Annotated in this window: 14 protein-coding genes; 9 read left to right on the forward strand and 5 right to left on the reverse strand. The window is 66.7% G+C overall.

Annotated elements, in window-relative coordinates; all coding sequences use genetic code 11:
* Window positions 1–65: 65 nt before the first annotated feature.
* A complete protein-coding gene (locus J2X42_RS03780) occupies window positions 66–1,007 on the reverse strand; it encodes a methyltransferase (RefSeq protein WP_310162364.1) in 942 nt (313 codons plus the stop codon).
* Between the two features lie 194 nt (window positions 1,008–1,201).
* On the opposite strand from J2X42_RS03780, the gene J2X42_RS03785 reads away from it, so the two are divergent.
* Both J2X42_RS03785 and J2X42_RS03790 read left to right on the forward strand, forming a co-directional pair.
* Window positions 1,202–2,263: a beta-propeller fold lactonase family protein gene (locus tag J2X42_RS03785; protein WP_310162366.1), complete on the forward strand. Its 1,062-nt coding sequence runs from the start codon at window positions 1,202–1,204 to the stop codon at window positions 2,261–2,263.
* A gap of 266 nt (window positions 2,264–2,529) precedes the next feature.
* Entirely contained in the window at window positions 2,530–5,553 is a 3,024-nt protein-coding gene (locus J2X42_RS03790; protein ID WP_310162368.1) for an alpha-amylase family glycosyl hydrolase, read from the forward strand.
* 102 nt (window positions 5,554–5,655) lie between these two features.
* Here J2X42_RS03790 and J2X42_RS03795 read toward each other — a convergent pair whose 3' ends face one another.
* Both J2X42_RS03795 and malQ read right to left on the reverse strand, forming a co-directional pair.
* On the reverse strand, window positions 5,656–6,564 hold the full coding sequence (locus J2X42_RS03795; RefSeq protein WP_310162370.1) for an SDR family oxidoreductase: 909 nt from the start codon (window positions 6,562–6,564) through the stop codon (window positions 5,656–5,658).
* Entirely contained in the window at window positions 6,561–8,768 is a 2,208-nt protein-coding gene (gene malQ, locus J2X42_RS03800; RefSeq protein WP_396134014.1) for a 4-alpha-glucanotransferase, read from the reverse strand. Before malQ ends, J2X42_RS03795 begins: the two co-directional genes overlap by 4 nt.
* A gap of 255 nt (window positions 8,769–9,023) precedes the next feature.
* Here malQ and J2X42_RS03805 point away from each other — a divergent pair, with 255 nt between their 5' ends.
* Window positions 9,024–11,729 (forward strand): GH32 C-terminal domain-containing protein, encoded by a 2,706-nt coding sequence (locus tag J2X42_RS03805; RefSeq protein ID WP_310162372.1) that lies wholly within the window; start codon window positions 9,024–9,026, stop codon window positions 11,727–11,729.
* Between the two features lie 84 nt (window positions 11,730–11,813).
* Here the strand turns inward: J2X42_RS03805 and J2X42_RS03810 are convergent, their stop codons facing one another.
* Window positions 11,814–12,107, reverse strand: a complete 294-nt coding sequence (locus tag J2X42_RS03810; RefSeq protein ID WP_310162375.1) for a putative quinol monooxygenase — start codon at window positions 12,105–12,107, stop codon at window positions 11,814–11,816.
* Window positions 12,108–12,204: 97 nt separating this feature from the next.
* Window positions 12,205–13,206, reverse strand: coding sequence for a LacI family DNA-binding transcriptional regulator (locus tag J2X42_RS03815; RefSeq protein WP_310163346.1), 1,002 nt, complete (start codon window positions 13,204–13,206; stop codon window positions 12,205–12,207).
* A gap of 164 nt (window positions 13,207–13,370) precedes the next feature.
* On the opposite strand from J2X42_RS03815, the gene J2X42_RS03820 reads away from it, so the two are divergent.
* The 6 genes from J2X42_RS03820 to J2X42_RS03845 all read left to right on the forward strand — a co-directional run bounded on the left by J2X42_RS03820 (window position 13,371) and on the right by J2X42_RS03845 (window position 18,988).
* The gene (locus tag J2X42_RS03820) at window positions 13,371–14,483 is read left to right on the forward strand and encodes a substrate-binding domain-containing protein (protein ID WP_310162377.1); all 1,113 of its coding nucleotides are present in this window, start codon (window positions 13,371–13,373) and stop codon (window positions 14,481–14,483) included.
* 27 nt (window positions 14,484–14,510) lie between these two features.
* On the forward strand, window positions 14,511–15,560 hold the full coding sequence (locus J2X42_RS03825; protein ID WP_310162379.1) for an ABC transporter permease: 1,050 nt from the start codon (window positions 14,511–14,513) through the stop codon (window positions 15,558–15,560).
* Entirely contained in the window at window positions 15,557–16,351 is a 795-nt protein-coding gene (locus tag J2X42_RS03830) for an ATP-binding cassette domain-containing protein (RefSeq protein ID WP_131134793.1), read from the forward strand. Before J2X42_RS03825 ends, J2X42_RS03830 begins: the two co-directional genes overlap by 4 nt.
* 92 nt (window positions 16,352–16,443) lie before the next feature.
* Window positions 16,444–17,472: a carbohydrate kinase gene (locus J2X42_RS03835; protein WP_310162383.1), complete on the forward strand. Its 1,029-nt coding sequence runs from the start codon at window positions 16,444–16,446 to the stop codon at window positions 17,470–17,472.
* A gap of 147 nt (window positions 17,473–17,619) precedes the next feature.
* Window positions 17,620–18,690: a quercetin 2,3-dioxygenase gene (locus tag J2X42_RS03840; RefSeq protein WP_310162384.1), complete on the forward strand. Its 1,071-nt coding sequence runs from the start codon at window positions 17,620–17,622 to the stop codon at window positions 18,688–18,690.
* 82 nt (window positions 18,691–18,772) lie between these two features.
* Window positions 18,773–18,988, forward strand: a complete 216-nt coding sequence (locus J2X42_RS03845; protein ID WP_104174334.1) for a transcriptional regulator — start codon at window positions 18,773–18,775, stop codon at window positions 18,986–18,988.
* The last annotated feature ends 81 nt before the right edge of the window (window positions 18,989–19,069 follow it).

Below are 19,069 nucleotides of genomic sequence, written 5' to 3' on the forward strand. Positions count from 1 at the left end.
ACGCCGCTAGACGGCCCATTGGTGGCGTTCCGCCCGCCCCACAATCCCGCTTATTCAGCAGTCTCCTAGGAAAGATGGTGGCCGGGCGCGCGCGGACTACGACGCGGCGCCGAGCCGATGACTACCGTTCCGTCCAGTTCATCCGAGTGGACAGTCCGGGCGGCGAAACCCGCAGAAGCCATAATCGCGGCGGTTCCGGCCGCCTGCCGTTCACTCGTTTCGATCAGGAGATGCCCGCCAGGAGCCAGCCATTCCGCGGCCTCCGCAATCACCCGCCTGTGGAGGTCCAATCCGTCGGTGCCGCCGTCGAGCGATATACGCGGTTCGTAATTCCTTGCCTCTAGCGGCATGGTGTACAGCGCGCCAGTGGGAACATACGGAGCGTTCACGGCCAGGAGCCGAACACGCCCACGGATCTTGGAAGGCAACGCCGAGTACAAGTCGCCCTGATAGATCTGCCCGCCTACCCTGGTGACGTTCCGGCGCCCGCAGCTCACGGCAACGGGGTCAATGTCCGCGGCGTGGAGTTCGACGCCGGGCACCCGGGAGGCAATCGCCACCCCAACTGCCCCTGATCCGCAGCACAGATCCACCACAATTCCTGCAGGCGTGAGCGGCGTGCCGGGCGTGCGCGGCGTGGCCGGCGGGCCGGCCGGTGCGGCGAGGGCTTCCGTCGTGGGATCAACCGTGGCGAAACCAACCGTTGCGATACCTTCCTGCAGAAGCGTCACCGCTTCGGAGACCAGCAGCCCGGTGCGCCGGCGTGGCACAAAAACGCCGGGATCCACCGCTATCCGTAGTCCGCAAAACTCAGCCCAGCCGAGGATGTATTCCAGGGGTTCGCCGGCAACGCGGCGATCCACCCATTCGGCTAGTTCAAGAGTGCTGGTGGCCTCGGACAGGAGCAAGCGGGCCTCATCTTCGGCGAAAACGCAGCCGGCTGCCCGCAGCGCAGAGACAACATGGCCAAATGTGAGGGAATCAGAGAATAGTTCAGGAGCTGGCATGGGACGCCTTTCGGTGAGCCGATGGGGCACTCCGCGCGTCATTTAAGCCTGGCGGCCCGAACGGCAGGGTGATGGAGTACCCGAAACTGATGAAGCGGTAATCTCACTCACCTCCTTCTGCCTTGACTGGAACTCCCATGCTAACTGACGTCGCAATCCAGCCGCAGAAGCAAAATGTTGGCAGGATGGAACGCATGACTTCCGCGGAGCAGCAGACCCTCATCTGGACCGGCACGTACACAGCCGACGGCGGCGGCCAGGCAGAGGGTATCGGCGCCATCGCGGCCAGCAACGACGGCACGCTCGAATGGCTGGGGACGGCAGTCACGGCCGATTCGCCGTCGTTCGTTGCCGTTCACCCCACGTTGCCGGTGGTCTACGCCGTCGCCGAGCAGCGCCGGATGGTCCGCGCCTTCCGACGCACCGGAGAGTTTGGCCTGGAACCGATCGGCGAACCGCAGCCTGCCGGTGCTGCCACCTGCCACGTCGCCGTTGACCCCGCAGGCCGCTTCCTCATGGCCGCGTGCTGGGGCGACGGGCAGGTACTGCTCTACGAACTGGATCACGACGGCGGCATAACAGGGCGGTTCCAGGCAGCACCGTCGGTTGATCCCCACCACAGCGAAAGCCACAGCCTCAGCACCAACGAGCCGCGGCAAAGCCGGGCGCACGCCAGCCTGATGCTTGCCGACGGCCGGGCCATGACCACCGACCTGGGCCACGACACCCTGCGGATCTGGAACTACGTCCCCGGAGAAGGGCTCACGCCGGACCATGAGGTTGTCCTCCCGGAGGGCAGCGGCCCACGCCATCTGGTCCAGCACCCCAGCGGGAGCGTCTTTGTAGTGTCGGAATACTCGATCGAGGTCTTCGTGGTGGCCGCCGGTGAAGACGGCAGGTTCACGCTGCTGAACACCGGGTCAGCAACGTCCGGCGGAGCGCTCCCGGGCGATTCCGCAGCGGAGATCTGCCTGGGGCCCGGCGGCACCTACGCCTACGTGGGAGTCCGGGGCTCCAACCGGATCAGCGTCCTGGAGGTCGGCCCGGACGGCACCGGTCTCTCGCCGGTCGGGAACATCGCCAGCGGCGGCGACTGGCCCCGGCACCACCTGGTCCTCGGCCGGTGGCTGCACGTGGCGCACGAGCGCTCCGGCGACGTTGCAACCTTCGAACTGGACCCGGCCACCGGCCTGCCCGGGCCGGTTCTTCAGCTCCTCAAGACGCCGTCACCCACCGCGCTGGTGCCCGCGAACTAGCTTTCCGACCTTCCCTAAACACTGGATTTATTCAGTGCAAGCGCTTACAGTTGTGACTTGGTTCACGGGAGCACCCCTCGAGGATCCTGCCGGACCGACCACCACCGAGCAGTATTCACTTGCCTACAGCAAGCCTGTACAGCAGCGCCGCTAACCCAGGAAGGTCTCCTGACGTGAACTCCCGCACCCCCAGAAGCTCCACCCCAGGCCTCGATCCAGCCACCCAAGCCTGCCCACCGCCCAGCCGAACAAGGCTCCTGCGCACCGTGCCCTTCCGCGCCGCTGCCGGCATCCTGGCCGCGGCCGTGGCCGCCGCCACTGCTGTGCTCCCTGCGCAGGCGGCGCCGGGCCCCAAGGACCCGGGGTCGGCGTCGGCCCTTCATTCACTCCGCGCCCCGGTGACGGACGAGAACTTCTATTTTGTGATGGCGGACCGTTTCAGCAACGGGAACACAGCCAATGACGACGGCGGGCTGGGCACCGACCCCATGGTGTCCGGCTTCGATCCAACCAAAAAGGGTTTCTACAACGGCGGAGACCTGACCGGTTTGCTGGACAAGATCGACTACATCCAGGGCCTGGGCACCACCTCCATCTGGCTGACGCCGAGCTTCAAGAACAAGGCGGTCCAGCCGGAGGACAAGTCGGCCGGCTACCACGGCTACTGGGTCACCGACTTCACCCAGATTGATCCCCACCTGGGCACCAACGACGAACTGCAGGCCCTCATTGACGAGGCACACTTGCGCGGCATGAAGGTCTACTTCGACATCATCACCAACCACACCGCGGACGTGATCGGCTACCAGGAGGGCGCACGCCAGCCCTACGTCTCCAAGGACACCGAGCCCTACAAAACCGCGGCAGGTGAGGCGTTCGACGACCGCGACTTCGCCGGCACTGACGCTTTCCCGGCACTCGACGCAGCAACGTCCTTCCCGTACACACCTGTCCTGGATGAGGCAGAACAGAACCTGAAAGTCCCCAGCTGGCTGAACGATCCCACGCTCTACCACAACCGCGGCGACACTACCTTCCAGGGCGAGGACTCCTACTACGGCGACTTCTTCGGCCTGGATGACCTCTTCACCGAGAACCCCAAAGTGGTGGACGGCATGGAGGAGATCTACAAGACCTGGATCGGGGACTTCGGCGTGGACGGCTTCCGGATCGACACCATGAAGCACGTCAACAACGAGTTCTGGCAGGAATTCGGCCCGGAGGTCCTCAGCTACGCCAAGGCGCAGGGCAAGGACGAGTTCTTTATGTTCGGCGAAGTCTTCGACACGTCCAAGTCATTCACCTCGCAGTTCACCACCCGCAACCAGATGCAGGCCGTACTGGACTTCCCGTTCCAGGACGCCGCGCGCAGCTTCGCTTCCAAGGGCCAGGCCACCCGCTCCCTGGAGACCTTCTTCGCCGGAGACGACTGGTATACGGACGCTGATTCCAACGTCTACCAATTGCCCACCTTCCTGGGCAACCACGACATGGGCCGCATCGGCAGCTTCATCGCGGCCGACAACCCCGGGGCAACCGACACTGAGCAGGTGGCCCGCGACCAGCTCGCCCACGAACTGATGTATTTCTCCCGCGGCAACCCGGTGATCTACTACGGCGACGAGCAGGGCTTCACCGGCCCGGGCGGGGACCAGGATGCCCGGCAGACACTCTTCGCCAGCCAGGTTCCGGAGTACCTCGACGACGACCTGCTGGGAACCGACGCCACGCACGCCACCGACAACTTCAACGCCGGCCACCCGCTGTACGCCAAGATCAGCCAGCTCGCGGCCCTGACCAAGGAACACCCGGCCCTGCGCGACGGCGCCCACCAGCACCGCTACGCCTCCGATGGTCCCGGGATCTATGCCTTCTCGCGCACGGACTCCGAAGACCAGCGCGAATACGTCGTTGCCCTGAACAACAGCGAGCAGCCGCAGACGGCGGACGTGCCCACCTACATCGACAAGCGCACGTACACCCGGATTTACGGCGCCGCCGCCGAGGAAGCCAAGACCTCAGCGGACGGGAAGCTGACGGTCACCGTACCGCCGCTGTCCGCCGTCGTCTACCAGTCCTCGGGCCGCATTCCGCACTCCAAGGCCGCTCCCGCCGTCGCGCTCCAGGAACCTGCCGCGGCACCCGCTGACAACGGCCGGATCAAGGTAACGGCCGACGTCGGCGGTGCTTCGTTCTACGAGGTCACCTTCGAGGCGAAAACAGCCGGCGGTGGCTGGGCGCCGATCGGCACCGACGACACCGCCCCCTACCAGGTGTTCCACGACGTCGCGGGCCTGGATGCCGGTACCGCCCTCGAATACCGGGCCACCGTCCTGGACAACGGCGGCCACACAGCCACCAGCGCGTCCAAGGCAGCGTCGGTTCCGGCGCCGGTCCTGACCATTCAGAAGCCGGTTGAGGGCAGCAGCGTGGAGGGTTCCGTGGAGCTCAGCGCCACAGCCGATCCGGAGAAATCCAGCCACGTGGTGTCCTTCGAGCGCAGCGTGGCCGGCGGAGAGTGGACGGCCGTGGGCTCGGACGATTCCTCGCCGGTGTATTCGGTGGTGGATGACCTGGCGGCCCTGGAACTGGCCGACGGCACGAGGGTGCAGTACCGCGCCACCATGACGGGGCCCGGCTTCAGCGTGGCCAGCGAAGCGCGGACGGTGTTCGTGGGGGAAGCGCCGCAGCCCGGCTCGGTGACTGTGGCCGGGGACCTGAACCTGCAGATGGCGTGCGCAGAATGGGATCCTGCCTGCCCGCAGGCCATGATGACCCTCGATCCGGCGGACAGGATCTGGCGGCTGACCGTTGACCTGCCCGCCGGACAGTACAAATACAAGGCCGCGCTCAACGGCACCTGGGATGTGAACTACGGCGCCGGCGGGGTCCTCAACGGGCCGGACATCGTCCTGGACCACCCAGGCGGGGCCGTCACGTTCCGCTACGACAACAGCACGCACGTCGTCAGTGCCGTATACGCCTCGCAACAGCCGGGGGCGGTTGCCATCGCCGGCAGCCTGGACAGCGAGCTCGGCTGCGCTGCCGACTGGGATCCCGCCTGCGACCAGGCCCAGTTGACCCTGGACCCGGCAACCATGGTGTGGAAACTGGCTGTGCCTGACCTGCCGGCCGGCACGTATCAGTTCAAGGCTGCGCTGAACCGCAGCTGGACACTGAACTACGGCGCTGACGGCATGGCCAACGGCGGCGACATCTCCTACACGCACGACAGCGGCCCGGTCACCTTCCGGTACGACCACGTCACCCACCTGCTCACGGCGGGCTAACCCCTTCATAGAGCAACGCGGGGTCATTTATTGCCCAATATGAGTCCTTGGAAGGGCAGGGAGTGACCCCGCGTTGCTTGATGGGGCAGTGGTAGACGAGTGTCAGCCCTTGAGTGGCTGCCCCAGGCCCGTGACAAACCGCCGGATGGCGAGCTCGGCAGTGGGCGGCTCACCGAAGAACTGCCGCTGGAGGGTGGTGTCCGCGACATAGCGGCCGGTCTGGAACCACTCGATCATGGCGGCGAGGTCCTTGGCCATGGGGCTGACCGGTGCCAGCATCGTTCCCGCCGCGCGCAGAATGCCGGCAGGCACGGTGCGGACACTGAGGGTTTTGCCGGTGAGCCGCCCGGCAATGTCCGCGACGTCCTGCATGCCCACTGGCCGGTCCCAGCCGATGTCGATGCGCCGGCCTTCGAGATCCGGAAGGTCAACTGCCTCCGCGAGGTAGCCGGCGAGATCGGACGTGAGCACAAAGGTCAACGGGATCCGGGGCGATCCCATCCACGTGAGCCGTCCTTTCCTGAACGGATCGCCGCCGAACCGCGTGACCTGGTCCAGGAATGCGCCGGGTCGGAGCGCCACAAACGGGACGCCCAATTGCTCCAACCGGTCCTCCGTGAGCTTTTTGTGCCAGAAGTGCGGAACCTGCGGCGTCTGGTCGCAGGTGAGGATGCTGGTCAGGACAAAGCGCCGGATGCCCGTGCGGCTGGCTGCCTCCACAAGGTTGGTGTTGCCCACGGTGTCGGTTTTAGGGGTGTCGCCCTTGCGGTGCCGGGTGTAGCCGGCCGCGGAGGTGATCACGGCGTCGGCGCCCTCCATTGCCAGCAGCAGCGACCAGGCGTCCATCATGTCGCCCCGTGCGATCTCCACTCCGGCGGCTTCGAGCCGGGACGCGTCGGAGCCCGGACGGACCAGCGCCCGCACCTGCTTTCCGCGTTTGAGCAGCTCCGTGGCAACCTGGCTGCCCAGCATGCCGGTGCCGCCGACTACGAGTACAGGCCCCGCGCTCATGAGAGCGCCTCCGAGACTGCGGCCAGCAAAGTGTTGAACCGCTCGTTGGCGGGGAGGTCGTCAATGAACACCGGCTTTCCGTCCGGACCGCCCAGCGGGACCTGCCAGTTCGGGTACAGCGCCTCGGTGGTGCCGGGCTGGTTCTGCACCCGCCGCTCCCCCACCGCATCCACCAGTGCCACCCCGAGCAGGACCGACGGCGACTGGGCAAGCAGGCGGTGCAGCGCCACAATGGTGCGCTCCTCGCTGGCGTCGCTTCCGGGCAGGAGCCCGCGTTCGCGCAGCAGTCCCATCATCTTTTCCAGCGTGGCCGTGTGCTCCGCCAGCTCCTCCGCCTCGGAACGCTCCAGCAGGCCCAGCCTGCTGCGAAGCGCCACATGGTTTCCGGCCAGGTAGCCGGCGGTGGGCGGCAGGTCGTGCGTATTGACGCTGGCGAGGGCCTGCGTGCGGTACCTTTCCGGCGGAAGGGGCGAGTCGCCGTCGTTCTCAAACCACAGGATGGACGTCCCCAGGATGCCGCGCGCGGCAAGGTAGTCACGGACCCACGGCTCGAACGTGCCGAGGTCCTCGCCGATCACCACGGCACCGGCGCGCTGGGCCTCAAGCGCCAGGATGCCGATCAGGGCATCGTGGTCGTACTTGACGTAGGCGCCGTCCCGCGGCGAGTTGCCGGCGGGGACCCACCACAGCCTGAACAGGCCAAGCACGTGGTCCACGCGGATGCCGCCCGCGTGCCGAAGCACCGTTGAGAGCATGTTGCGGAAGGGTGCGTAGCCGGCCTCAGCCAGCCGGGTGGGATGCCAGGGCGGCTGGTTCCAGTCCTGGCCGAGCTGGTTATACATGTCCGGCGGCGCGCCCACGCTGACGCCGGGGGCGAGGACACCGCGCAGCGTCCAGGCGTCGGCGCTGCTCAGGTCAACGCCGACAGCCAGGTCGTGGACCACGCCCAGCCGCATCCCGGCGCGGCGTGCCGCCTGTTGCGCGTTCTCCAGCTGCTCGTCGCAGATCCACTGCAGCCAGCGGTGGAAGCCGATCCTGTCCGCCAGCTTTTCCCTCAGCGATTCGGCCTCGGGGGATCCCAGGGCGCAGTCCGGATCGGCCCAGAGCGGATCCTCCGGAGCCAGGTCCTCGCGGATGGCGGACCACAGCGCGAAGTCGTCCAGGCCCTGGCCGGAGATCCGGCAGAATTCGTCGAACGCCGCCTGCCGCGCCGGGGCGCGGCGGGCGTGGTACAGCAGTTCCAAAGCCTGGAGTTTGGCCGCGTAGACGGCGTTCCGGTCCAGCTTCTCGGCGTCCCTGTTCAGTCCGTGGACCTGTTCCTGGAGCCGGTCCACCGCGGCCCGCCTGCGCGGCTTCAGGTAGGCAAGCTCGGGGATGGCCTCCACCCGGATGTAGAGCGGGTTGAAGAACCGGCGCGTGGACGGAGAGTAAGGCGAGGGCTGGACCGGCGGGACGGGCTCGGCGGCGTGCAGCGGGTTGACCAGGACATAGTCGGCGCCGCGGGCACCGCTGAGGGTGGCCAGGTCCGCCAGGTCCGCGAAGTCGCCGATCCCCCAGGACCGCTTGGACCGCACGGAATACAGCTGCGTGGCCAGGCCCCAGCCGCGGCGCTCCAACAGCGGCGCGGCGGTGGTGAGCCGGGCCGGAACCACCACCAGCGCACCCTGGGCGGTGACGCCGTCGGACTCGGCATGCAGCGTGTGCCAGCCCAGCGGCAGACCCTCCGGCACGGCGAACGTGGCGCGCCCGGTGGCGATGCCGTCCACGTCCTGCGGCGGCACCCAGATGTCCTGCTGGACGGCGTCCACGGGCCCGCCGGTGCCCGTTTCGAGCTCCACGTGCAGACGGGCAGTGGCGCCGTCCCGGACGTGCACGGGAACCAGCGCGGTTTCACCCTGCTGGACCACGACGGCGGGCGGCAGCATCCGCCGCCACGGCGCCAGTTCCGCCTCGGCCAGGGCAGCCTCGATCAGCTCATCGGAATGCGCCGGGACCCCCAGCGCGGCCAGGACCTTGATCAGGGTGGCCGGGGCGACGCTGTGCGGCAGTCCGTCCCAGCCATGGAACGACGTACCCACGCCGTGAGCGTCCGCGAGGCGCTGCAGGAGGTGCTGATCCACTGGCCCACGACCGGCCGCCCCGCCGCCGCCGGGGGAACCCGGCATTTCGGAGAACTGCGCGTACTGCTGGTCTGGAGCCTTCATGGATGTCCGCCTCGCCTGGTGTGATGGGCCCGAACTTACATTGATGCTTTGCACGTTGTTGCTTGCGCGCCGGGCTTCGCTGCACCCGGACACACGTTGGTTCCGATTATTGCAGGGGCCGGCGCCGGACCGCTTCAAGACCGGGACATGACTGTTTTACACCGTTGACTTGTCTTGTGGACATCCCATACCGTTCCTGTCACTGACAACGTTGTCTATCCAATAGGCACGCGCGATGAAGGGCAACCCCTATCCATGCAGATCAACACATCCCGAACAGTCCGTACGTGTTCGGCACTCACCCTGGCTGGCCTCAGCCTCACCGCAACACTCGCCGGATCCGGCCCGGCCTGGGGCACGGCGGCCACTACTGCTGCTGAAACCCACGCACCGGCCGCACGGACCGTTTCCGACGCCGCCGGTTCCGGAACGCCCCTCGGCGGGGAACAGTACCGGCCGGCCTTCCACTACTCACCGAAGCAGAACTGGATGAACGATCCCAACGGAATGGTCTTCCACAAGGGCGTCTACCACCTGTATTACCAGCACAACCCTTCGGGAAACGCGTGGGGCAACATGTCCTGGGGGCATGCCACGTCCAAGGACCTGACGCACTGGACGGAGCAGCCGCTGGCCATCGCCACCGATGACCAGCAGGACATCTTCTCCGGCAGCGTGGTGGTGGACAAGGACAACACCTCAGGGTTCGGAACCGCGGAGAACCCGCCGCTGGTGGCCGTGTTCACCAGCGCGTACAAGCCGGGCTCGCCCCACCAGGGACTGCAGGCCCAGTCCCTGGCCTACAGCCTGGACGACGGCCAGACCTGGACCAAGTACGCTGCCAACCCGGTGCTGAACCGGAACTCGGCAAACTTCCGCGACCCCAAGGTCTTTTGGTACAGCACCCCGGATGGCGGCGGCTACTGGGTGATGGCCGCCGTCGAGGCCACCGATCACAAGGTCCTGCTGTACAAATCCGGGAACCTCAAGGACTGGACGCTCCTGAGCGAGTTCGGGCCCGCGAACGCCACGGGCGGGCTCTGGGAGTGCCCGGACCTCTTCCCGCTGGCTGTTGACGGCGACCCCGCCAACATCAAGTGGGTCATGGTGGTCAACATCAACCCCGGCGGCGTCGCGGGCGGATCGGCCGGGCAGTACTTTGTTGGCGACTTCGACGGCACCACCTTCACCTCCGACACAACCAAGGCAAGCGATGCCCTCCCCGCCGGAACCCCGCTCGCGGGTTTCAACAACGGCACCTACGACGGCTGGACCGTGGCCAACGAGCCCGGAAACTGGAAGAACGGCCCGTTCGGCGATGCTCCGGCCACCGGATCGCTGCCTGGACAGAACACGGTCAGCGGATTTGCCGGGGCAGGCCTGATCAACTCCTTCAACGACGGCGACTGGCCCGTGGGCACCGCGGAATCGCCGCAGTTCACCGTCACCAGCGACTACCTCAACTTCCTGGTAGGCGGCGGCCAGCACCCCCGCGTCTCCGACAAGCTGGATAACACCCCGCCGGCCGGCGACCTCCTGTTCAACGGCTTCGAGGTTCCGGACGGAACGTCAATGGCCGACGCCGGCTGGACCGGTACCGCCGACCTCGCACCTTCGTTCCAGCCCGCCACGTCCGGCGGTGACTTCTATATCGGCGCCAAGCGGATCAACACGTTTGATACCGGTGGCGCACCGGGCGACGACAGGCAGGGAACCATGACGTCGCCGTCGTTCACGCTCTCACGGGACTTCATGAGCATGGTGGTGGGCGGCGGACACCGGGCCGCAGGCACGGGCCAGCAGCTGGAGGTCCAATTGCTGGTGAACGGCAACGTGGTGCGCAGCCTGGCCGGGGACGACGCCGGCGCGCTGAACTGGAAGGGCTGGGACGTTTCCGAGTTCGCCGGTCAGGAGGCACAGCTGCGGATCGTGGACCAGGCCACCGGCGGCTGGGGCCACCTGACGCTGGACCACGTGATGCTCACCGACCAGGCAGCGGTGCCGCGGTCGGATGAGACCACCGTGAACCTAGTGGTGGATGGACAGGTGGTCCGGACCGCCACCGGCGCGAACAGTGAGGTCCTGGACTGGGCGTCCTGGCACGTTGCCGAATTCAAGGGACGGCAGGCCAGCATCAGGGTGGTGGACAACAACCGTTTCGGCTGGGGCCACATCCTGGCGGACGAGTTCGTAGCATCCGGGCAGGCGGCCACACCGCGGATCCAGACCTACGACTGGCTGGACTACGGCCGGGACTACTATGCCTCCGTCTCCTTCGCCAACATGCCGCAGGACAAACGCGTGATGCTGGGCTGGATGAACAACTGGGACTACGCGCAGGCCATCCCCACCGCGCCGTGGCGCAGCGCCATGTCGCTGCCCAGGGAAGTCGCGCTGACGCAGACTCCGGCAGGACCGCGCCTGACCCAGAAGGCTGTCAAGCAGGTAGATGACCTTGCCGCCAAGCCCAGCTACGCCGAGAAACGCACCCGGGACATAGCACCGGGAACAGCCGCGCTTCCGGCGGCCGCCTGGGGCCAGGTCCAGCGGATCGACGTCACGCTCGCACCGGGCACCGCGTCACGGGCTGGAATCACCGTGCTGGGGAACGGCAGCGCCGCAACCGTCATCGGCTACGACCGGACCACGGGCGAGGTGTACGTGGACAGGCAGAACTCAGGCGACATCGGCTTCCACCCGTTGTTCACCTCGGTGGACTCGGCGCCCGTCACCCTGGACGCTGACGGGACGGTAACCCTGCGCGTGTACCTCGACAGGTCATCCGTGGAGGTCTTCACCCAGGGCGGGCAGCGGACCATCACAGACCAGGTGTTCCCTGCAGCGGGGGCTGGCCAGGTGGCGCTCTTTGCCGACGGCGGCACGGCCCAGCTGAAGTCGATCACGGTCACGCCGCTGGCGCAGTCGATGTTCAGCACGTTAGCCAAGCCGGTCAAGAAGTAGCCTGATCCGTCCCGGGCTTGTCCGCGGATCCGTTCCTTGAAGGTTGGGAATCGCGGACAAGCCCAGGATTGGTGCCCGTGCAGGTCAGTGGACCGGCTGGAGCCAGGTCAGTATGGAGCCGTCCTCTTCGATCAGGTCGGCGAGCTCGCCGTTGAACCGTGCGCCATAATCGGCGCTGATGTGCTCCTGGAAGGCGGCGTCGTCCTCATAGACCTCGAACACGAAGTACTCACGGGGATTCGTTTCCCGGGTGTAGGGCAGGAACAGCTGGTTCCCGGGTTCCTGCCGGACTTCGTTGGTCAACTGGCGCATCATCTCCGCCACCCGGTCTTCGCTGCCTGGCTTGACGGTGAATTCGGCGTAGAGCGTTTTAGTCATTGTTGTCCCCTCTGGATTCGTTTGGATATGCGGTGGTAGGTCTGCTGGTGCTTGGATCTGCTGGTGGTTGGGCCTGCTATGGATTGAGTTACCGGGCTCAGCCCGCGGGCGGCGGGAGCTCACCGGAGCCGCGCTGGATGAGCTCGGACGGAACGACGTACGTCTGTGGTGCGCCGCCGTCGCCGTCGATCCGGGCCAGCAGCCGTTCCGCGGCGAGCTTGCCGATCCGCTCCGGGTGCTGGGCGATGACCGTGATGCCGGGCTCCATTATGTCCGCCAGGGTGAAGTCGTCAAAGCCCACCAGCGCCACCCGGCGGCTGGCGCCCAGTTCCTTCAGGGCGCGCATTACGCCGAACGTGATGAGGTTCTGGCTGGAGAAGATCGCCGTCGGCGGGTCCTCCCCCGTGAGAATCTCCAAGGCTGCCAGCCGGGCTGATTCCTCGTCGTGGAGTCCTTCGCGGACCGGCACGCCGGCGGTCGACTGCCCCGCCCGGCCCAGTTCCTCGATGAAGCCGCGACGCCGTTCCCGGGCGGTCTGGATGTCCGGCCGGTCGCCCAGGTAGGCCAGCTTCGTGTGCCCGCGGGCCATCAGGTGGGCAGCCGCGCGAGCCGCACCGACGGCGTTGTCCGTCACCACGGCGTCGGCATCGATACCCACCGGCTCGCGGTCAATGAAGACCATGGGCAGGTCCCGGGAATGCTCCGGGATGGCGTACGACTGGCTCCGGGCGATGGGAGTCAGCACCAGGCCGTCCACGCGCCGGCCGAGGAAGGCAGCCACGAGCGACTTCTCCCGCTCGGGGTCATCATCCAGGCTGGCCGCGAACACAGCGATGCCCCGTGCGGCCAGCGTGTCTTCCATTGCGCGGTGGATCTCGCTGCTGAACGGGTTCGCCACGCTGGGCAAAAGCAGCCCGATGGAGAGCGTCTGGCGGCCTGTGCGGCGGAGGCTCCCGGCCGCCATGTCCAACTGGTAGTTCAGCTGCTGGGATGCCCCCAGCACCCTTTGCCGGGTGGCCTCGGAAACACCCGGCTCGTCGTTCATCACCCTGGAGACAGTCTTGATGCCCACTCCGGCCAGTGCTGCGACATGGCGCATGGTGGGCCGGCCCTTCGCGGAGTCCGCTTGGTAACGATTCGACATCGTTGTCATTAACTCGCCCTTCATCATCGAATTTGTCTTGACTCTACCCTGTGACGCTGATTACATGATGCCTGACATCGTTGTCAGGCACGGGATGTGCCACGAACACAGGAGATTCAATGTTGACTTCCAAAGCCACACCCGCCCTGTCGCACCGCCTGCTGGCGATCGGCGCAGTCCTGACCCTCGGCACCCTGAGCCTCACCGCCTGTGGGGGAAACTCCCCCGCCACGTCCGGTACCGCCTCCGGTGAAAAAGTGGGCGTATCGCTGATCGTCAAGACCACGTCCAACCCGTTCTTCGTCTCCATGCAGGAAGGCGCCAAGAAGGCGGCCGAGGCAGACGGCGTTGACCTGAAGCTCGCCGCCGGTAAGGCAGACGGCGACGAGGACACCCAGATCCAGGCCATCGAAAACGCCATCTCCAAGGGCGACAAGGGCATCCTGATCACGCCCAACGGCCCGTCCGTGGTGGATGCCCTGAAGAAGGCGAAGGACGCCGGACTCTTTGTCATTGCCCTCGACACCCCGCCGGACCCCGCCGACGCCGCGGACATCACCTTCGCCACCGACAACTTCGCTGCCGGCGAGCTGATCGGCAAGTGGACCGCAACCCAGCTTGCCGGCAAGAAGGCCACCATCGCCCTGCTGGACCTGTTTGACGACAAGGTTGTCTCCGTCGACTACAACCGCGACCAGGGCTTCCTGACCGGACTCGGCATCGACACCGCCGACAAGAAGAAGAACGGCGACGAAGCCAAGACCGGCAAGTACACCGGCGGCAAGGGCGGCGAGTACGAGATCGTCGGCAGCCAGGCCTCCCAGGGCGCCGAGGACGGTGGCCGTACCGGCATGGAGACCCTGCTGTCCAAGAACCCCAACATCAACGTTGTGTACACCATCAATGAGCCTGCCGCAGCGGGCGCGTATGAAGCCCTGAAGTCCGCCGGCAAGGAGAAGGACGTCCTGATTGTCTCTGTAGACGGCGGCTGCGCCGGCGTGGACAACGTGAAGTCCGGCGTCATCGGCGCCACCGCACAGCAGTATCCGGTCAAGATGGCCGAAATGGGTGTCAAGGCCATCGTCGAACTTGCCAAGACCGGCAAGAAGCCTGCCAACTCCGCGGGCCTGGACTTCTTCAACACCGGCGTTGAGCTGGTCACGGACAAGCCCGCAGACGGCGTCAAGAGCATCACCACGACTGAAGCCAGCAACATCTGCTGGGGCAAGTAAGAGGGCCGAACGATCGCAGGAGAAGCCGTGACCCAGCAACAGACCGCCGGTCCGCCCGCCGCAGGGAAGCAGACGGACCTGGCAGAAGAATTCCTCGACCGCAGGACGCCGCTCAGCCGGATACGCAACATCCTGCACCGCTACCCCGCCGTCAGCCCCGCCCTCGTCCTTCTCATCGCCGTCGTTGTGTTTGGACTGCTCAATGACAGGTTCCTGCGGGTTGAAAACCTGTCCCTGATCACCCAGCAGGTCTCCGTCGTCGGCACCCTCGCCATCGCCCAGACCCTCATCATCCTCACCGCCGGCATCGACCTGTCCGTCGGGGCCGTCATGATCCTTTCCTCAATGGTCGTGGCCCAGCTCGCCGTCAACAACGGCCTGCCGGCACCCGTTGCGCTGCTCGCAGGCCTGATCGTCGGGCTCGCCGCCGGCGCCCTGAACGGGTTCCTGGTTACCAGGTTCCGGCTCCCCCCGTTCATCGTCACCCTGGGCACGCTCAACATCTTCATCGCCGTGACTCTGCTCTACTCCAGCGGAGCGACAGTCCGCGGCTCGGCAATGCCGGACCTGCTGACCTGGACAGGAAGCACCTTCCCGGTGGGCCCGGTCCGGATCTCAACCGGCGTCGTGGTGATGCTGCTTCTCTACATCGCCATCGCGTTCATCCTGGGCAAGACCGCCTGGGGCCGGCACGTCTACGCAGTCGGCGATGACAAAGAAGCCGCCCGCCTGGCCGGCATCGCCGTGAACAAAGTGCTCATGAGCGTCTACCTCGCCGCCGGCGCCGTCCTGGCCATCGGCGCCTGGATCCAGATCGGCCGGACCAACGCAGCCAGCCCCAACGCGGGCGTCGACCTGAACCTGGACTCCATCACCGCCGTCGTGATCGGTGGAACCAGCCTCTTCGGCGGGCGCGGCTCGGTCTGGGGGACCCTCCTGGGCGCGCTGATCGTCGGCGTGTTCCGCAACGGGCTCTCCCTCGCCGGCCTGGACGTGCTGTACCAGACCCTCGCCGTGGGTGTCCTCATCATCATCGCTGTGTCCATCGACCAGTGGATCCGAAAGGTGAAATCATGACCGCTTCCCAGCTGGAACCCACCGGCACCGAGGTCCGCCAGCCCATCCTGCAGGCCAGGAACCTGGTCAAGACCTTCGGCCGGGTGGTGGGGCTCGACGGCGTCAGCCTGGACCTCTACCCCGGCGAGGTCCTGGCGATCATCGGCGACAACGGCGCCGGCAAGTCCACCCTGATCAAATGCCTCACCGGCGCCGAGGTTCCAGACTCCGGCGAGCTCTTTGTGTCCGGACAGCCGGTCCACTTCAAGCGCCCGCAGGACGCCCGCGTCCACGGCATCGAGACCGTCTACCAGAACCTCGCCGTCTCACCGGCGCTCGATGTCGCCTCCAACCTGTTCCTCGGCCGGGAGGAACGTGTGGCCGGACCGCTCGGCAGCATCTTCCGGGTCCTGGACACCAAGGGCATGCGCCGCAAGGCAAAGGAAGAGCTGACCCGGCTGGGCATCTCCACGCTGCAGGACGTCACGGTGCCGGTGGAGAACCTCTCCGGCGGCCAGCGCCAGGCCGTGGCAGTGGCCCGGGCCGCGGCGTTCGGCTCCAAAGTTGTGGTGCTGGATGAGCCGACGGCGGCGCTCGGCGTCAGGGAGTCCAACCAGGTCCTGCAGCTGGTCAGGGACCTCCGGGACCGCGGACTGCCAGTCATCCTGATCAGCCACAACATGCCGCACGTGTTCGACGTGGCCGACCGGATCCACATCCAGCGCCTGGGCAAGTGCGCGGCAACCATCACGCCGCAGTCCCACACCATGACCGACGCAGTGGCCATCATGACCGGTGCGGCCACCGCCTGACCGTACCGCCTGACCCAGCACCACCCAGGGTCACCACCCGATATATCCCCACCCTCCGTCCGCGGGCCTGCACCAGGCCCGCGGACGGCCCCATGAAAGGCTCCCCCGTGCACAGCAACTCCCCCAGCCCCCTGTCCGCGACGCCGCCGTCTGCCCCCGACGTCATCGTCATCGGCGAAGCACTCGTTGACGTTGTCGCCTCCCCCGCTGGCCCGATCGAGCATCCGGGCGGCTCACCAATGAACGTGGCCTACGGCCTGGGGCGGCTCGGAGTGTCCACCGCCCTGCTGACGGCCCTGGGCGACGACGCCCGCGGCGAGGCGATCGAGGCGCACCTGCGACGTGCCGGCGTCGAACTCCTGCCGGGTTCAAAGTCCGCCGCGCGAACCGCGTCCGCCACGGCTACCCTGGCCGCGGACGGCTCCGCCACCTACGACTTCGACATCAGCTGGGACCTGCCGGCGGTCGCCCCCGCCCACCTGCCCAGGGTGCTCCACACTGGTTCCATCGCCACGTTCCTGGCACCGGGCGCGACGGCGGTGCGGACGTTGCTGGAACAGTCGCACCGGGAGTGCCTGGTCACCTACGATCCGAACATCCGGCCCGCGCTGCTGGGGAGCCAGGCGCAGGCACGGAACATCTTCGAGGACCTGGTTCCGCTGACCGATGTGGTCAAGCTCAGCGACGAGGACGCCGCCTGGCTGTATCCCGGGGTCAGCCTCGAGGCCGCCGCCCAACGGATCCTCACCCTGGGCGCCGGGCTGGCGGTGGTGACCCGCGGCGGGGAAGGATCGTTGCTGGCGACGCCCGCCACCCAGCTTTTCATCCCCGCCATCCGGTCCACTGTGGCGGACACCATCGGCGCCGGCGACTCCTACATGGCCGCCCTGATCTACGGCCTGCTGTCGCGCCGCACCGAGGGCCTGGGACGGGACGTCCTGACCTCCATCGGGCAGACGGCGTCGAAGGCAGCCGCCATCACCGTGCGCCGGCCTGGCGCGAATCCACCCACGGCAGCGGAGCTGGCGGCGAACCTTGACGACGCTGAGGTGAGCAACACCGAAATGAGCAACGCTGAGGTGAGCGAACGGGCGGCAGCGGCCGCCGCCGTCGTGCTCTGAGCCGACTGCCCAGCCCGGACGCCTCCGAATCCGGTTTTCATCCAATGAAAACCGGGCTCGCGGCGGCCTGCCCGGGCCAGTCATGCTGGTGACCACGCTTCTGCGCAGCAGACTGGTCGCAGCAGACTGACAGGAAAGAAGGAACCAATGTCCCTCAGCGTTGAGGAAATGACCAAGCAGCTCCCTGTGGCCAATGCGCTGCCCGGCGAGGCCGTGCCGTATTACATGGCCTCAGGGGAAGGTGCCCGCTACGAGATCAACGGCCAGCTGGTGACCGTCATCGCCCGCGCCGCGGACACCGGGGGCATCTTCAGCGCTGCCTACATCTCCGGCGGCATGGGGGCGGAATCGCCGTTCGTCAGCCACAAGGTGGAGCACAAGACGCTCTACGTGTTCGACGGCATCCTGCACGTCTGGCTGCCCGGCGAAAGCCGCATCCTGACCCCCGGCGACTCCGTGGTCATTCCGCCGGGAACCCCGCACGCCTACCGCATGGCCAGCCACTACACCCGCTTCCTGAACTGGATGACACCCGGCGGCGCCGAGGCCTACTACGAGCGCGTGGGTACACCCATCGATTCGCATGTTCCGCCGGTCCACGCGGGCCGTTCCGCCAGCCTCCAGGAGCAGGCCGAGGTGGGCGCCGAGTTCGGCATCACCTTCCCCGACGTGGAGCGCGTCACGCCCACGTTCAAGCACGACGCCGGCCTCCCCGCCACCCAGAGCCCCTACTTTCTTAGTGCCCACGAGGGTGAGCGCCTGGCCAGCTACCAGACCATGTTCACGTACCTGTCGCGCCCGCCCAACACCGGCTCGAACTACTTCGCGGTGCACACCAAGGGTGCCAAGTCGCCGTACATTCCGCTGCACTTCCACTCGGAGCACACGGAGAACTTCCTGTGCACCGAGGGCCGGATGTGGCTGTACGCCAACGGCCGCGAAATGCTGCTGACCAAGGGCGACTTTGTGCATGCCCCGGCCGGCACCGTGCACTCGTTCGCCTTCGACTCGCACAACACCCAGATGGTGGGCTTCCTGACGCCGTCGGTCTTCAACGGCTTCTTCGAGTACTTCAACAAGCCCACCGAGGACTACATGTACACCGAAGGCGGCACGCCGTACATGGACATGGAAGGCTTCGGCCGCGCCCAGGCCGAGATGGACCTCACCGTGGTGGGCCCGCCGCCGCAACGCCGGGCTGCCCTGGAAATCTCCTAGCCCGCAGACCCTCATAGCGTGAAACAGGAATGGTCCGTCAACATATGTTGACGGACCATTCGGCGTCAACTAATGTTGACGAATGGAGGTGGAACGGATGAAAACACTCGTTGCGTCGATGGACGGCAAAGGACCCGCGGAGGCACTGTACGCCGTGGCCGAGCTGCAGAAGGAAGTGGGCAGGACCGAGGCATCGCTGGTCCGCAAGGCCCGGCAGGCAGGACTGTCCTGGGAAGCCATCGCCCTATGCCTGGGCGTGAGCAAGCAGGCGGTCCACCGCAAGTACGGCAAGCAGTAGCCACCTGGTTTTAATGCAACGCGGGGTCACTTCCGGCCCTTAGAAGTACTTCTGATGGGCCGGAAGTGACCCCGCGTTGCC

Origin of the sequence: Arthrobacter sp. BE255 (assembly GCF_031457335.1) — a bacterium.
Classification (GTDB): Bacteria; Actinomycetota; Actinomycetes; order Actinomycetales; family Micrococcaceae; genus Arthrobacter.